This window comes from Bradyrhizobium sp. IC3123, from assembly GCF_020193625.1.
In the GTDB taxonomy this organism is placed as follows: domain Bacteria; phylum Pseudomonadota; class Alphaproteobacteria; order Rhizobiales; family Xanthobacteraceae; genus Bradyrhizobium; species Bradyrhizobium yuanmingense.
Genome location: NZ_JADYVF010000002.1, coordinates 31390 through 44338, shown reverse-complemented (window position 1 = coordinate 44338; position 12949 = coordinate 31390). Strand labels below are relative to the sequence as shown.

Genomic DNA, 12949 nt, shown 5'->3' with positions numbered 1-12949 from the left:
GAACGGGTACGCTCAGTCTGGGAAAGCGAGCTTCGGCAGGAACGTCACGATCTGCGGATACTCCGTGATGATGAAGACCGCAGCGAGCAATAGCACGAAGAACGGGAAGGCCGCCCGCGCGACCGTGAACGTATCGCGGCCGCTCATGTTCTGGAGCACGAACAGGTTGAACCCCACCGGCGGCGTGATCTGCGCCATTTCGACGTGGATGATCAGATAGACGCCGAACCAGACCAGGTCGAGGCCGGCCTGCCTGACCATGGGCAGCACGATGACAGCGGTCAGAACGATCATCGAGATGCCGTCGATCAGGCAACCCAGGATGATGTACATGATGCTCAGATACAGCGCCAGCATGCTCGGCGTGAGCTGCTGGCCCTGGACCCAGGTGGCGAGCGCGGCCGGAATCCCCGTATAGGCCATCGCCGCCGTGGTGTAGGCCGCGCCTGCCAGGATCAGCATGATCATGCAGGTCAGGCGCGTCGCGCTCATGATGCTCTCGAGGAAGTTCTTGCGCGTGAGCGTGCCGCTCCACCAAGCCAGCAGCAGCGCGCCGGAAACGCCCCAGGCCGCGCACTCCGTCGCCGTCGCAAAGCCGAGAACGAGCGACAGGAACACCGCCAGGATCAGCAGCAGGCAGGGCGCGAGCTTGGCGGACTCGCGCAGCTTCTGCCGGAGCGGCATGGGCGGATCGCGCGGCGGAACCTTTGTCGGGTTGAGCAGCGACCAGATGATGATGTAGCCGGAATAGAGCGCGATCACGAGCAATCCCGGCAGGAAGCCGCCGAGAAACACTTGAAGCACGGAGACGTTCGCCGTGACGGCATAGACCACCATCGGAATCGACGGCGGGATCAGCAGGCCGAGCGTGCCTGAGCCCGCCAGCGATCCGAGGCTCAGGCCCTTGTCATAGCCGCGCTTGTCGAGCTCCGGCAGCGCGATCTTGCCGATCGTCGCGCAGGTCGCCGCCGACGAACCCGACACCGCCGCGAAGATGCCGCAGCCGATCACGTTCACATGTGTCAGCCGTCCCGGCAGCCACTGCACCCAGGGCGACAGGCCGCGGAACATTTCCTCCGACAATTTGGTGCGGAAGAGAATCTCTCCCATCCAGATGAACAACGGCAGGGCCGCCAGTGTCCAGGATGAGCTCGCGCTCCAGGTGGTGGTCGCAAGCACGGTGCCGAGCGGCAGGCTCGTGGTGAGCGCCATCGCCACGAAGCCGACCAGCCCGAGCGAGACCGCGATCCAGACGCCGCTTCCCAGCAGCAGGATCATGACGCCGAGCAGGACGAACGACAGCTCGATCATGCCGAGACTGGCCATGGTCAGCCCCCACCGCCCTGCGAGATGCGTTCGACGAACTCTTCCGGAGTTTCGTCGGGCGAGCCCTTCTCGTAGCTCGGACGGTTGCCGCCGATGACGTTGACCATCTCGTCGATCAGCGCGATCGAGAGGATCACGAGGCCGCCGGCGAAGCCGAGCTGGGGAATCCAGAGCGGAAGCGCGACCACGCCCTGCGCCACGTCGTTGAAGCGCCAGGAATCGCAGGTCATCTGCACAGCATGACGGGTGAAGTAGAGAATGAAGGCAGCGGCAATGCCGAGCGCCACGACCTCCGCGATCTGCTTGGTCCGCCCGTGCAAGCGCTCCAGCAACAGGCCGACGCGGATCATCTCTCCGCGCTTGAAGGTGTGAGCGAGGCCGAGGAACGCCATCGCCGCCATGCACCAGGACGCAAAATCATCGCCGGCGGGAATGTTGAGCGCAAACTGGCGCCCGACCGACATCACCATCATGATTGCGAAGATCGCGACCAGGAAGACGCCCGCGGCATAGCCCGCGCCGAGATAGAGGAGGTCCAGCGCGCGTCGTACCGGTCCCTGAGTCGCTACTTCGTCCTCTGCCAACGCGATCCCCATCCTCACACGAGGCGACTCGACGGACCGATAGCATCCGACTGCCGGTCCTGTTTGAATATCGCCCTGCCCAACGCCTGTCTTTCAGACGTTAGATCAACATGATGGGGCCGGTGCAAGCAAGGTCTATGCCGGCTGGCAGGAGAATTTCCACCGCGGGTTTAGTGCGTCTCGAGCCGCAGCCCGTCATAGGCCGGCACCACGCCAGGGGGCAGCGACTGCCGGATAACCTCATAATCGACGTCGGCGGTCATGTTGGTGATGACCGCGCGCTTCGGCTTGAAGCGCTCGATCCAGGACAGCGCGTCGTTGATGCTGAAATGGCTGACATGGCCGGTGTAACGCAGGCCGTCGACGATCCAGAGATCGAGATTTTCCAGCGCCTCCCAGCTCTCGCGCGGGATATCATTGAGATCAGGCGTGTAGGCCGCATCCCCGATGCGGTAGCCGAGCGCGGGGATGTTGCCGTGCTGCACCAGAAAGGCGGTCATCGTCACCGCGCCGCCCTTCCCCAGAATGGTCTGGCTTTCTCCCGCCTCGATCGAATGCCGCGTCAGGATCGGCGGATAATCGCTGCCCTCGGGCGAGATGAAGCAATAGGAGAACCGCGACAGGATGTCCTTGGCGGTCGACTGGTTGAAATAGGTTGGAATGCGCCGGCGCATGTGCATGACGACCGAGCGCAGATCATCCATGCCGTGGGTCTGGTCGGCATGTTCGTGCGTCAGGAACACCGCGTCGATGTGGTCGACATTGGTCGAGAGCAATTGTTCGCGCAGGTCCGGCGAGGTGTCGATGACGATGCGTGTCGTGCCATGCTCGGACGTCCGTTCGACCAGCAGCGAGCAGCGGCGACGGCGGTTCTTGGGATTGTTGGGATCACAGGCGCCCCAGCCGAGCGCCGGGCGCGGCACGCCGGCGGAGGAGCCGCAGCCCAGGATCGTCAGCGTCAGCGTCATGTGGCTCCCAGTCTCAAGCTTTCACCTTCGAGAACAGGCGGAAGAAGTTTTCGCTGGTCTGGCGCGAGATCTCGTCGAGCGACACGCCGCGCGTCTCGGCGAGCACTTTTGCGACTTCGACCACGTAGGCCGGCTCGTTGCGTTTGCCCCGAAACTTGCCGGGCGCAAGATAAGGCGAGTCTGTTTCGACCAGAATACGGTCGGGCGGCAGTTCGGCTGCGATCGCGCGTAAGGTCTCCGATTTCTTGAAGGTCAGGATTCCCGTGAAGCCGATATAGAGCCCGAGCGACACCGCCTTCAGTGCCAGCTCGCGCCCGCCCGTGTAACAATGCAGGACGGCGCGAAACGATCCCTTTGCGGCCTCCTCTTCCAGGATGCGCGCGCAGTCCTCGTCGGCCTCGCGGGTATGGATCACCAGCGGCAGGCCGGTGGTGCGGGCGGCGGCGATGTGGGCGCGAAAGCCCCTCGCCTGCGCCTCCGGCGAGCCGTTGTCGTAGAAATAATCGAGCCCGGCCTCGCCGAGCGCGACGACCTTGGGATGCTGGGTCAGCGCAATCAGCTCATCCGGCGCGATGCCGTCCTCCTCGTCCGCATGATGCGGATGGGTGCCGACCGAGCAATAGACGTCGTCATAGCGCTCCGCGATGGCGAGCAGGTCCTGCAGCCGCCGGACCCGCGTCGAGATCGTGACCATGCGGGCGATCCCGGCGGCTCGCGCCCGCGACACGATACCGTCGAGATCTTCCGCAAAGTCCGGAAAATCCAGATGGCAATGACTGTCGACCAGCATCGTGCGAACGCCTTCAGGCCGCCGGCTCGACGTAGCGCGGGAACGCCGGCATCGGCGCCGGCAGCGTCGAACCGGGCGCGATGCGCTTGGCGCCGCCGAGCATGTCAAAATTGCGCTCGGCTTCGGGGATGCCGAGGCTGTCGAGCAGCTTGCCGGAGGCGGTCGGCATCGCGGGCTGAGCCAGGATCGCAATCTGACGCACGACTTCGGCGGTGACGTAGAGCACCGTCTTCTGCCTGGCCGGATCCGTCTTGGCGAGCGCCCACGGCGCTTCACCCGCAAAATAGCGGTTGGCCTCCGCGACCACGGCCCAGACGGCGTTGAGCCATTGATGAATCTGCTGCGTCGCCATGGCTTCACGCGAGGCAGCGATCATGCCGTCGGCCATCGCCAGGATCGCCTTGTCGTTGTCGCTGAACTCGCCGGGCTCGGGCAGCACGCCGCCGAGCTGTTTTGCGATCATCGACAGCGAGCGCTGCGCGAGATTGCCGAGATCGTTGGCGAGATCGGCGTTGATGCGCGCGACAATCGCCTCGTGATTGTAGTTGCCGTCCTGGCCGAACGGCACCTCGCGCAAGAAGAAGTAGCGCAACTGGTCGACGCCGTACTGGTCGGCGAGGTTGAAGGGATCGACAGTGTTGCCGACCGACTTCGACATCTTCTCGCCCCTGTTGAACAGGAAGCCGTGGGCATAGACCCGCTTCGGCAGCGGAATGCCCGCCGACAAAAGGAAGGCCGGCCAATACACCGCATGGAAGCGGATGATGTCCTTGCCGATGACGTGCACGTCGGCCGGCCAATAGCGCCAGTTCTTGTCGCTCTCATCGGGGAAACCGACGCCGGTGATGTAGTTGGTCAACGCATCGACCCAGACATACATCACGTGCTCTTCGTCGCTGGGCACCTTCACGCCCCAATCGAACGTGGTACGCGAGATCGAGAGATCGCGCAGGCCGCCCTTGACGAAGCTCACCACCTCGTTCTTGCGCGAGTCCGGCCCGATGAAGTCAGGCTGATCCGCATAGAGCTTGAGCAGCTTGTCCTGGTACTCCGACAAGCGGAAGAAATAGCTCTTCTCCTCCACCCATTCCACCGGCGTGCCCTGCGGCCCCAAGCGCACACCATCGTCGTTCACACGCGTCTCGTCCTCGGCGTAATAGGCCTCGTCACGGACCGAGTACCAGCCCGAATAGGTGTCGGCGTAGATGTCGCCGTTCGCTTCCATGCGGCGCCAGATCTCCTGGCTGGAGCGGTGATGCTGCTCCTCGGTGGTGCGGATGAAGCGGTCGAACGACACGTCCAGGCGCTCGTCCATCTCTCTGAAGCGGCCGGCATTGCGCATCGCGAGCGCGGCGGTGGACATGCCTTCGCTCGCCGCCGTCTGAATCATCTTCTGGCCGTGCTCGTCGGTGCCGGTCAAAAAGAACACATCCTTGCCGTCGAGCCGCGCAAAGCGCGCCAGCGCGTCGGTCGCGATCGCCTCATAGGCATGACCGATATGCGGGCTGCCGTTGGGATAGGCGATCGCAGTCGTGATGTAGAACACGTTGTCGCGCGCGGCGGCCACCGCAGGCGCGGCAGCGTGCGGAGAAGCGACGGGCTTCGGCGCGCGCGGGGCCTTGGACTTCGGCGCCGTTGGCTTCACAGGCGCGACGGGAGTCGGTGCGGCGGTCACGGCAGGCGCAGCCGCCTTTTTCGCGACCTTCTTCGCCGGAGCCTTGGCCGGCTTTTTGGCAGCCTTCTTCACCGCCTTCTTGGCGACGACCTGCTTCTTCGCGGCCTTCTTTGCGGCGCCCTTCTTCACGCTCTTCCTGACGGCAGCCTTCTTGGTCTTCTTGACCTTCTTGGCAGCTTTGGCCGCGCGCGCCTTGGCCTTTTTCGCGGCTTTCTTGACGGCCTTCTTCGCAGCCTTCTTGCCGCTCTTGCGTTTGACGGATTTCTTAGCTCGCGTTGCCACCACGAATTCCTTTACCGGCTTCTCGAATTTTGGAAACGGCTCGGCGTTCCGTTATTGTTTTGCGCATGATCTTTCGGAAAACCGCTGCGCACTTTTCCGGATCATGCTTTAGCGCGTTGCGTCCGCCAGCCAGCCGAACACCGAGAAAACCAAGGGCTTTCGCTCCAGATTGTAGGTTTCGGTGTCGCGCGCGGCGCGGACGATCTTTTCCCATACCTCAGCTAGCCGCGCAAGGCGCGGCAGGTTCTGGTTGGCATTGGCCTCATCCGCATGCAGGCGCTCCGCAATCCAGCGGTCGATGCCGTCGATGAAGGCCGCAAGCGCCACGCGGTCGCTGGTGCCGAGCGAATCGCCGAGCGTGTGCAATTCGCGCGGATCGACCTGCGGCAGGCGCGCGAGCAGCGCCGCCGTGCGCTGCTGAAGCTTCAGGGCCTCGCCACCGAGCAACGTCAGCGTCCGTGCGACGCTGCCCTCGGAGGCCTCGGCCGCCTCGCGCAGCGCGGCATCGTTCGGATCGAGCTCAGCCGCCGAAGCTGCGGCGCCGATCACATCATCCGTGGTGAGCGGTCGCAGGCGCAGCTTGCGGCAGCGCGACTGGATCGTGGCGAGCACCCGCGCGGGCGCGTGGCTCACCAGCAGGAACAGCGATTGCTGCGGCGGCTCCTCCAAGATCTTCAGAAGCGCGTTGGCCGCGTTCGGATTGAGCTCGTCGACCGTGTCGACGATGCAGACGCGCCAGCCTTCGGCCGCGGCGGTCGAGCCGAAGAAACCGATCGTCTCGCGCGTCTCGTCCACGGTGATCACGGTGCGCATCACGCCGCGCTCGTTGGCGGTGCGCTCGAGCGTCAGCAGGCCGCCATGCGAGCCGGCCGCCACCTGCCGCGCCACGGCGTCGTCGTGATCGATCGCAAGGCTTTCGGCGCGCTGCACGGCCGGCGCCAGCGGCTGCGCATGGGCGAGCACGAAGCGCGCCATGCGATAGGCCAGCGTCGCCTTGCCGATCCCCTGTGGCCCGCCGATCAGCCAGGCATGCGGAATGCGTCCGCTGCGATAGGCATCAAGCAGCGCGGCCTCCGCCTCGCGATGGCCGAACAGCTGCGACGTCTCGCGCGGATGCGGTATGGCGGTTTCGCGCTCGGCCTGACGCGGGCTCATACCGACACCACTGACGCAGGCGTTGGCAGCAGGCGCTCGCGCAGCGCCGTCCAGATGCGCGCGGCGACCGTGTCCGGATCGGAATTGGCGTCGATCAGCACGCAGCGCGCGGGATCCTCCGCCGCGATCTTGCGATAGGCTTCGCGAAGGCCCTGGTGGAAGCTGAGCTTCTCGGCCTCGAACCGGTCCGGCGTGCCGCTGCCGCGGCGCGCGGCGGCGCGTTGCAGGCCGATCTCGACCGGCAAATCGAGGATGATGGTGAGGTCCGGCTTGAGGTCGCCGATCGTCACCCTTTGCATCGCGTTGATCAGGCCATCGGACACCTGGCCGAGGCTGCCCTGATACGCCCGCGTCGAGTCCGCGAAGCGGTCGCACAGCACCCAGACGCCCTGGCTCAGCGCCGGCTGGATCACCGTGCGGACATGGTCATCGCGCGCGGCGGCAAACAGCAGCGTCTCGGCCTCGGGGCCGAGCAGCTTGCCCATGCCCGACAGCACCAGATGACGCATGATTTCAGCGCCCGGCGAGCCGCCCGGCTCCCGCGTCACGCGGATGCGCAGCTTTGCCGCCTTGAGGCGGTCGGCGAGCTTCTTGATCTGGGTCGACTTGCCCGTGCCCTCGCCGCCTTCAAAGGTGATGAAGCGTCCCCGTCCGGACGGCCGCTGTGCAGCGCTCTCACTCATGATCAGAGCTTCTCGGCGCCTGCGCGGAACATGCCGATCACGAGCTCGCTGGCGCCGTCGATCGCGCGGCGCATGGTCGAGCCGGTGCCGATCGCCTCCGCGGCGTAGACCGGCGTCTCGACCGCGATGTTGCCGCTGCGCCAGACCCTGACCACGCCGACCCGCTGGCCGGCCTCGATCGGCGCGCGCACCGGGCCACTATAGACGATGCGCGCAATCAGCTTGTCGCTGCCGTTCTTGTGCACCATCACCTTCACAGGGGTCTTGGCGATGAGCTTGACCGACCGGCTCTCGCCGCCGAACACCTTGGCGTAGCCGACCGGCTGCTCGGCTGCGATCAGGGTGCGGGTCTCGAAATTGCGAAAACCCCATTCCAGCATCTTCTTGGCTTCCGTGGCGCGGTCCTCGGGATCGTCAAGTCCGTTGACGACGACGATCAGCCGCGTGCCGTTCTGCACGGCGGAGCCGACCATGCCGTAGCCGCCTTCCTTGGTGTAGCCGGTCTTCAGGCCGTCAGCGCCTTCCATCGAATTGAGCAGCGGATTGCGGTTTTGCTGGCGGATCTTGTTCCAGGTGAACTCCTTCTCGCCGAACAGTTTGTAGAATTCGGGGAAGTCCAGGATGATGTGCCGGGCAAGCATGCCGAGCTCGCGCACCGTCATCTTGTTGCCGGGATCGGGCAGACCGCTGGAATTGGCGAAGGTCGACCTGGTCATGCCAAGCTCGCGGGCGCGCTTGGTCATGAAGTCGGCGGCAAAGATCCGCTCATTGCCCGCCATGGCTTCGGCCAGCGCGATGCAGGCGTCATTGCCGCTCTGGATGATCGCGCCGCGCAGGAGATCGTCGACCGAGACCTTGCTGTTGATGGCGGCGAACATGGTCGAGCCGCCCGAGGGGGCCCCGCCTCTGCGCCAGGCATTCTCGCTGATCCGATACTCGTCGTTCAGCTTGATGTCGCCCTTCTTGATGGCATTGAAGACGACCTCCGCGGTCATCAGCTTCATCATGCTCGAGGGCGCGCGCAGCTCGTCGGCGTCCTTCTCGAACAGCACGCTGCCCGAGGAGGCTTCGATCAGGATCGCGGTCGGGGCATCGCCGTCGAAGCCGGCATCTTCCGCTTTCTTGCCGCCCTGGACACTCTGGTTGGCCGCATGGAGCGCCCCGCCCCAGCCGATGGCCGCCGCCAAAACCGTCGCGATCAGCCCGCGCGCCAGCGTTCCTGCGGTGAGCCGGTTGCGACGAAGCAAAGGAAGACGAAGTGCCATGGCGAAGCCCTGAGAGAGGCGTTCTAACAGCTGGAACAGATGCGAACAACACGCGGTTGGACGCTTGTCGCAGAGATTGCACGATTCTCGCCGCGCCCCTATCGTGACGCCTCATGTTTTTCGACCAAACCCCTGAAACAAGGCGGAAAAGCGAATGCCCTCAACCCGCATGATCAAGTCCAACGGGGTCGAGCTGTTCGTCCGCGAAGCCGGACAGGGACCGCTTGTGGTGCTGTGCCATGGCTGGCCGGAACTGTCCTATTCCTGGCGCCACCAGATCCCGGCAGTCGCCGAAGCCGGGTTTCACGTCGTCGCCCCCGACATGCGCGGCTATGGCCAGAGCGCGGCGCCGCTCGACGCGAACGCCTACTCGATCTTCGACACGGTCGGCGACGTGGTCGGCCTGGTCCAGGCCCTCGGCGAGACCAAGGCGATGGTGGTCGGCCATGATTGGGGTGCACCGGTCGCCTGGCACGCGGCGCTGTTCCGGCCGGACATCTTCACGGCGGTCGCGGGCCTGAGCGTGCCGCCGCCGTTCCGGGGCCGCGGCAAGCCGCTCGACCTGCTGCGCCAGGGCGGCGTCACCAATTTCTACTGGCAGTATTTCCAGACGCCCGGCGTCGCCGAGGCCGAGCTCGAGCGTGACGTCGCACGCACCATGCGCATCGTCCTCGGCGGGCGGGGCCTCGCCGATCCCACCGCCGCCATGTTCGTGCAGGAGGGCAAGGGCTTTCTCGGCCACGCGGGCGCCGACGAGCCGCTGCCTGGCTGGCTCAGCGAGGCAGACCTGGCCTATTTCACCGAGGCCTTCCGCAAGTCCGGCTTCCGCGGCGGGCTGAACTGGTATCGCAACATCGACCGCAATTGGGAGCTGACCGCGCCCTGGCAGGACGCGCAGATTCACCAGCCTTCCCTCTTCATCGCAGGCTCGAAGGACGCCGTCATCACCGGCCTGATCGGGGCCAAGCGCGTCAACGAGCTCGAGCGCGTGCTGCCCAATCTGAAGCGCAAGCTGATCATCGAGGGCGCCGGCCATTGGGTGCAGCAGGAGCGGCCCGAAGAGGTGAATGCGGCGCTCGTCACGTTCTTGAAGGAGAGCGCGGCTCAGTAGAGGCCGCGGCCGCTCAGGATGCTGCGGGCCTCGGCGGCGCCATCGGTCGATGCGGCCGCGCTGTCGGCGGCGTAGCGACCGTCCTCGCCATAGGACACCGCGCGGGCGTTCTGGAGCGCCTGGCCCCGGCTGCGGCTCGAGGCCGACATTTCCGAGGTAGCATTGAGCGAAGCCATATCGGCCGAGGTACTGCCGAGATTGTATGGCCGCCCCTCCGGCATCGGGACCTCGCCGCGAATGGCACCGCGGGTCGAGGACGGCAGCTCCGGCACAAACGGCTTGGCCGAGGCGACCCGGACCATCGAGGGCGACGGCGCCGGAACGCCGGTGCGCAGGGTCGCCAGAAGCTGGCGGTCGTCGGAGCCTTCTAGCGGAGCCCGGCCGACATATTCGACGCGGACCTTGGCGACGCCATTTCCTTTGAATTCAAGGAGTTCGGCAGCCTTGTTCGAGACGTCGATGAGGCGGTTGCCGTGATAAGGCCCGCGGTCATTGACGCGGACGATCAGCGACTTGCCGTTCGAGACGTTGGTCACCCGCGCATAAGACGGCATCGGCAGGGTCGGATGCGCCGCGGTCAGCGAGGTCATGTCGAACACTTCGCCATTGGCGGTCAGGCGGCCGTGGAAACTGTCGCCGTACCAGGAGGCCATGCCCTCAGCGCGATAGTTGACGTCCTCCTCCGGCACGTAAGTCCGGCCCGCCACGACATAGGGCTTGCCGACGCGGTAGGTGCCGCCGCCCTTCGGGACCGGATCGCCGAAGGCCACCACCCGCGGGCTCGAGGACACCCCGTATTTCGGGTCGACGCGGCTGGCGAACTTGTTTGAGGAGGCGCAGTTGGCGAGCGCAAGGCAGGTCGCGACCGCCGCAACACCGCGCGCGGCTCGCAAAACCGAATCTGACCGATGGATCCCCATGCGCCCCAAATACCACTTCGCCGGAGGCGTACCCAACCCGCTTTGGCTACGGGAGCGCTGTCCGGTCATCTCATCCGAGGCGGCCCACCACCGTCTCGGAAGCGGTAACGATAACGCAACCCGAACGCGGCGGAAATGGGGAGCCCACGGCGATCACGCCGGGATGGTAAACGAGACGTTCGCATTTTTCCGTTGTTCTACGGGGCGATGGCCCCCGCACTGTGCCAGTGCCGGACAGTCTGTTGCGCCAAATCCTCACTCCACCCCCATTGTCGCGCCGCTCACCGAAATTCTTTTGACTGTGCAAGGCCGCCCGCGTTCTCTCGGATGCGAGGGCGGGATTTGGAATTTAACGATGATCGAGACGGTTTCGGCACTGATGGGTCTGGTAAGCGCGGGGATCTTCCTGGCCCATGCGTTCGAGGGTTACCGCACGAGGGCCTGAAGGCACTCGCGCGGACGGCAAGCATCACCTCTTTCAAAGCGGCGCGTTCGGACGGTCTTGGTCGATCCACTCGCGCATCGAACACGAGAGCGGCAGGTGTCCCATGCGTAATCATGACCTCGTATCCGATGGCTTCCTGGCCTTGACCGCCGGCGGCTTGGTGCTGCTCTGCTCGAGCCTCGTCGCGCTGGCGTTTGCCTGAACCGCACGTCCTCCTGTCCAACACGGGTTCTCTCCATTGCGGCGCAGCAGGCGCGGCCGTCCCCGCTCCCATTCAGTTGATTGAATTATTGCGTTCGGCGCCTCGACCAATTGCAAGAGGCCATCACCAACGAGGGTGACGCAAATGCTTGCCGAGAAGTTCTTCCTGGTCTTGGAATCCCTGATCCGCGGCAACCGCACCTATCCGGATGGAAGTCCCCGGGTCATCAGCACCTCCCCGCATGTGCCGGTCAGGCTGCCGTCAGCGAAATAACCGGCGCGTCCGCCAGCCGCCGAAATCCGCCGCTCAGCGCAGGCCCAACAGCGAGCGGCGGTAGAAGCCGCCGCGGGCCTCGTTCTGGCAGACGAAGCTGCCGTCGAAGCCCTGGCCGTAGCGCTTCTGCCCCTTGCGGTAATAGACGCCCTTGCCGAAGTCGAGCCAAACCACCTTGTCGCGCGGGCAATGACGCTGGGCCTGCGCCTCGTATCGAAACGGCGTCAGCGGCGTCGCCGAGACCTCGGCGCCACCTGCAGCGACCAGCATGGCGCCGGCGCATGCGATTGCGCCGGACCATTTGCCAAAGCTGCCCCGTGACATGCCCCCACCTCCCGCTCGCCGCCGTCTCCGGCGGCTGGCACGGTAGCACGAAACGGCACAGCCCGCGGAAGGCGGCAAGCGCGCCGAATGAACGCGGCAGCGGGTGTCATTGCCGGTCCGCTTCGAGCTGCGCCAGCGCCTGGTGCAGACATTCCTGAAGCCTCTGCGCGACCTGCTCGCGCGCGATCCCCTTGCCTGCGAGATCGCCCGCCACCTTGCCCACCACATGGTCCATCGTCCGGCTCTCCAGATGGTCCGTCACCAGCGCCGCCGCGTAGCCTGCAGCGGCATCGCCACTGAGCCCGAGCTGGCCTGCGGCCCAAAGCCCGAGCAGCTTGTTGGACCGCGCCGTGGCCTTGAACATCAATTCCTCGTCGTGGGCGAATTTGGCTTCAAAGCCCCGCTCGCGCTTGTCGAACGTGGTCATGGTCAGCTCCATTCTGCGTCGCTGATGAGGATCGGACTTGCTGGGAGCGAACGTCTCCATGGTTCAGGTCAGTTTTGGATCATCAGAAGCTTCCTCCCGGAAGCGAAGCGCCGTCAAGCCTGCCGATGGGAAGCAGACATCCAAGCGCCATTGGCGGCCGACAATCAAATGCAGGCCGCCAGCAGATGCGATTTTTTGGTAATTGCGCGGCTAAGCGCGTTCGCTCAGCCCTTCGCCGCCGCTTCGCGCGCCAGCCGCTCGGCCTTCAGCCGTTCCTTGTTGGCATAGAACGCCTTCTGCGCCGCTTCGTGATCGCGCATGGCCTTCTCCGCCTCGATCCGCCGAGCCGCATCGCGAGCGTGGCGCTGTTCGGGAGTCAGGGGTTTGCGTCGGAAGGAAAGGTCTTCAGTCATGCCAAATGAACGTGGCCGTGAGGAAAAAGTTCCGCATGGTCGCGTTCGAGACCGTCGGCCGGGGGCATAAGTTGTCCGAAAACAACCCCATGCACAGTAGCTAAGT

General features: G+C 65.2%; 14 protein-coding genes. 2 read left to right on the top strand and 12 right to left on the bottom strand.

The window, feature by feature from the left end; all coding sequences use genetic code 11:
* Positions 1-12: 12 nt before the first annotated feature.
* The 8 genes from I6F20_RS05650 to I6F20_RS05615 all read right to left on the bottom strand — a co-directional run bounded on the left by I6F20_RS05650 (position 13) and on the right by I6F20_RS05615 (position 8728).
* On the bottom strand, positions 13-1326 hold the full coding sequence (locus I6F20_RS05650; protein WP_035999234.1) for a TRAP transporter large permease: 1314 nt from the start codon (positions 1324-1326) through the stop codon (positions 13-15).
* Positions 1327-1328: 2 nt separating this feature from the next.
* Entirely contained in the window at positions 1329-1922 is a 594-nt protein-coding gene (locus I6F20_RS05645; RefSeq protein WP_109143760.1) for a TRAP transporter small permease, read from the bottom strand.
* 158 nt (positions 1923-2080) lie between these two features.
* Positions 2081-2878 carry an MBL fold metallo-hydrolase gene (locus I6F20_RS05640; RefSeq protein WP_035999229.1) on the bottom strand — a complete coding sequence of 266 codons (798 nt, stop codon included), beginning with the start codon at positions 2876-2878 and terminating at the stop codon, positions 2081-2083.
* Positions 2879-2891: 13 nt separating this feature from the next.
* Entirely contained in the window at positions 2892-3668 is a 777-nt protein-coding gene (locus I6F20_RS05635; RefSeq protein WP_036039597.1) for a TatD family hydrolase, read from the bottom strand.
* Positions 3669-3681: 13 nt separating this feature from the next.
* Positions 3682-5625, bottom strand: a complete 1944-nt coding sequence (metG, locus tag I6F20_RS05630; protein WP_225125378.1) for a methionine--tRNA ligase — start codon at positions 5623-5625, stop codon at positions 3682-3684.
* 108 nt (positions 5626-5733) lie between these two features.
* Positions 5734-6780: a DNA polymerase III subunit delta' gene (locus I6F20_RS05625; protein ID WP_225125376.1), complete on the bottom strand. Its 1047-nt coding sequence runs from the start codon at positions 6778-6780 to the stop codon at positions 5734-5736.
* Positions 6777-7463 (bottom strand): dTMP kinase, encoded by a 687-nt coding sequence (tmk, locus tag I6F20_RS05620; RefSeq protein WP_036031435.1) that lies wholly within the window; start codon positions 7461-7463, stop codon positions 6777-6779. The genes I6F20_RS05625 and tmk overlap by 4 nt, the downstream gene beginning before the upstream one ends.
* Positions 7464-7465: 2 nt before the next feature.
* Positions 7466-8728: a D-alanyl-D-alanine carboxypeptidase family protein gene (locus I6F20_RS05615; RefSeq protein ID WP_225125375.1), complete on the bottom strand. Its 1263-nt coding sequence runs from the start codon at positions 8726-8728 to the stop codon at positions 7466-7468.
* Between the two features lie 154 nt (positions 8729-8882).
* On the opposite strand from I6F20_RS05615, the gene I6F20_RS05610 reads away from it, so the two are divergent.
* On the top strand, positions 8883-9839 hold the full coding sequence (locus I6F20_RS05610) for an alpha/beta fold hydrolase (RefSeq protein ID WP_036031438.1): 957 nt from the start codon (positions 8883-8885) through the stop codon (positions 9837-9839).
* Here the strand turns inward: I6F20_RS05610 and I6F20_RS05605 are convergent.
* Positions 9833-10759: a septal ring lytic transglycosylase RlpA family protein gene (locus I6F20_RS05605; protein ID WP_057029204.1), complete on the bottom strand. Its 927-nt coding sequence runs from the start codon at positions 10757-10759 to the stop codon at positions 9833-9835. The genes I6F20_RS05610 and I6F20_RS05605 overlap by 7 nt on opposite strands.
* A 791-nt stretch (positions 10760-11550) precedes the next feature.
* Between I6F20_RS05605 and I6F20_RS37910 the strand changes: the two genes are divergently transcribed.
* Positions 11551-11679, top strand: coding sequence for a hypothetical protein (locus tag I6F20_RS37910; protein WP_260347296.1), 129 nt, complete (start codon positions 11551-11553; stop codon positions 11677-11679).
* Positions 11680-11712: 33 nt separating this feature from the next.
* Here I6F20_RS37910 and I6F20_RS05600 read toward each other — a convergent pair whose 3' ends face one another.
* From I6F20_RS05600 to I6F20_RS05590, 3 genes are all read right to left on the bottom strand, one after another.
* Complete coding sequence (locus I6F20_RS05600; RefSeq protein WP_036031443.1) at positions 11713-12003, bottom strand: hypothetical protein; 291 nt, start codon at positions 12001-12003, stop codon at positions 11713-11715.
* A gap of 106 nt (positions 12004-12109) precedes the next feature.
* Positions 12110-12430: a DUF1476 domain-containing protein gene (locus I6F20_RS05595; protein ID WP_225125373.1), complete on the bottom strand. Its 321-nt coding sequence runs from the start codon at positions 12428-12430 to the stop codon at positions 12110-12112.
* Between the two features lie 224 nt (positions 12431-12654).
* Positions 12655-12843, bottom strand: coding sequence for a hypothetical protein (locus I6F20_RS05590; RefSeq protein ID WP_225125371.1), 189 nt, complete (start codon positions 12841-12843; stop codon positions 12655-12657).
* Between the last annotated feature and the right edge of the window lie 106 nt (positions 12844-12949).

Coding starts and splice junctions, on each gene's coding strand:
- I6F20_RS05650 (WP_035999234.1), bottom strand. CDS start 1,326: ATGGCCAGTCTCGGCATGATCGAGCTGTCGTTCGTCCTGCTCGGCGTC.
- I6F20_RS05645 (WP_109143760.1), bottom strand. CDS start 1,922: ATGGGGATCGCGTTGGCAGAGGACGAAGTAGCGACTCAGGGACCGGTA.
- I6F20_RS05640 (WP_035999229.1), bottom strand. CDS start 2,878: ATGACGCTGACGCTGACGATCCTGGGCTGCGGCTCCTCCGCCGGCGTG.
- I6F20_RS05635 (WP_036039597.1), bottom strand. CDS start 3,668: ATGCTGGTCGACAGTCATTGCCATCTGGATTTTCCGGACTTTGCGGAA.
- I6F20_RS05625 (WP_225125376.1), bottom strand. CDS start 6,780: ATGAGCCCGCGTCAGGCCGAGCGCGAAACCGCCATACCGCATCCGCGC.
- tmk (WP_036031435.1), bottom strand. CDS start 7,463: ATGAGTGAGAGCGCTGCACAGCGGCCGTCCGGACGGGGACGCTTCATC.
- I6F20_RS05615 (WP_225125375.1), bottom strand. CDS start 8,728: ATGGCACTTCGTCTTCCTTTGCTTCGTCGCAACCGGCTCACCGCAGGA.
- I6F20_RS05610 (WP_036031438.1), top strand. CDS start 8,883: ATGCCCTCAACCCGCATGATCAAGTCCAACGGGGTCGAGCTGTTCGTC.
- I6F20_RS05605 (WP_057029204.1), bottom strand. CDS start 10,759: ATGGGGATCCATCGGTCAGATTCGGTTTTGCGAGCCGCGCGCGGTGTT.
- I6F20_RS37910 (WP_260347296.1), top strand. CDS start 11,551: ATGCTTGCCGAGAAGTTCTTCCTGGTCTTGGAATCCCTGATCCGCGGC.
- I6F20_RS05600 (WP_036031443.1), bottom strand. CDS start 12,003: ATGTCACGGGGCAGCTTTGGCAAATGGTCCGGCGCAATCGCATGCGCC.
- I6F20_RS05595 (WP_225125373.1), bottom strand. CDS start 12,430: ATGACCACGTTCGACAAGCGCGAGCGGGGCTTTGAAGCCAAATTCGCC.
- I6F20_RS05590 (WP_225125371.1), bottom strand. CDS start 12,843: ATGACTGAAGACCTTTCCTTCCGACGCAAACCCCTGACTCCCGAACAG.